The organism is Zobellella denitrificans, assembly GCF_002237365.1.
Taxonomy (GTDB): domain Bacteria; phylum Pseudomonadota; class Gammaproteobacteria; order Enterobacterales; family Aeromonadaceae; genus Oceanimonas; species Oceanimonas denitrificans.
Genome location: NZ_NMUO01000182.1, coordinates 1 through 1,391, shown reverse-complemented (window position 1 = coordinate 1,391; position 1,391 = coordinate 1). Strand labels below are relative to the sequence as shown.

The 1,391-nt window shown below is 52.2% G+C and carries 1 protein-coding gene; it reads right to left on the bottom strand.

Annotated elements, in window-relative coordinates:
- Positions 1 to 14 precede the first annotated feature (14 nt).
- On the bottom strand, positions 15 to 1,286 hold the full coding sequence (locus CGX12_RS19190) for an IS4 family transposase (protein ID WP_094041455.1): 1,272 nt from the start codon (positions 1,284 to 1,286) through the stop codon (positions 15 to 17).
- Between the last annotated feature and the right edge of the window lie 105 nt (positions 1,287 to 1,391).

The window sequence follows — 1,391 nt, the reverse complement described above, 5'->3', positions numbered from 1 at the left end:
TCATAGCCAGGTACTTAAGCATTAAAATGTTCATAAATGTCACGTAACCCATTGCCCTGCCTGGATTTACTCTGCTGCGATGGCTGGGCGTTTCGTCGTAAATACTGACAGGCCCAGTCAAGGTGATGTGCTATTTCCCGCAGGGCCCGTTGGCTGATGGCCGTCACGACCGGACAAAACCATACATCCGCATTCTTGGCGGCCTTGAACAGCGATAACCCTGGCGCCGCTGCGTTCACAATGAGTCGTTTCAGGATCAGTGTCAGCAGGCTGCTCCAGATCAGCCCTTCGACGATGGCTTTCTGCTCGGTATTGAACTTGCGCAGGTTGGTGTGAGATTTCAGCTCTTTAAATAGCAGCTCTACCTGCCAGCGGCTGCGATACAGCAGCATGATATCGGTGCTGTTGAACTCGTCACGGGGCAGGTTGGTCATCCAGAGGATAAAGCGCTTCTCCGGGGCAAACCAGCGGCGGACAAGCCGATACCGGAGCTTGCTTGAGCGTACGATCATATCCAGTACGTCAGAGCGATTGTCACGGCGGGTGACGTCCTTGAGCTTTTTTCCTGCCAGTTTGGGCAGCAAGCGCCCCGGGCCATTACGCGCTTCTACGATGGTCGGATTCAGCGTGAGCTTGCCCCGAACCAGGTAGTATCCGCCGTGTTGGGCAATCTGATGGTAATAATCCTGATCCAAATACCCTGCGTCAGCGAGCAGCAGCTGCCTCCGCAGTGTGTCGGCTGCTGGCCGGAAGCCATGCTCCGACAGGGTGTCAGCGGCAATCGTCATGTTCACCGGCGTCTGCTCAAGCAATGACATGGTGACATGACACTCGACGGCGGCGGGCGATACCGTACTGAAACGGCCTGGAAACTCATCTTTCAGATGGTTATGAATGGCGAATGATGAGCCATCATGCAGCAAAATACGCTCAAATTGTCGAAACTTACTGGGTATCTTGCCTTGTTGTTGTTTCATCAACTGCGCCATGAGCATTCGCGTTAACCGCTCCATAAAGATCGGGAATGCGCTTTTCCGCAACTGGTTGTGAAACGGCTTGTAGGCGACGAAGTCAGCCTCGCTGAGCTGCATGCCATTGAACTGACGCTGTAGCTCAGCGATGGAGTTCGTGTTGCCCTGACTAAAGGCCGCAATCAGGCTGGTAACCAACTGAAGTGGTTGGATATCACGGATGCGTTGCATGAATTTACAGCACTTGGCCTGCTGGTTCAGGGTAACAGGATCCAGGAATTGCGTTAGTCGCTGTTTTAGATGGATAATAGTCATCGGCTTCTTTGTGGTTTGTGTTTTGTTTGGCGACTAACATCAGATCACAATTGAAGCCTTTTTTCTATCTAATTCATGCTCTTACCGCTTAAGATCCTGTCTATG

What these genes read in the sequence shown, in the direction of transcription:
- CGX12_RS19190 (WP_094041455.1), bottom strand. Translation starts at nt 1,286, where the DNA reads ATGACTATTATCCATCTAAAACAGCGACTAACGCAATTCCTGGATCCT.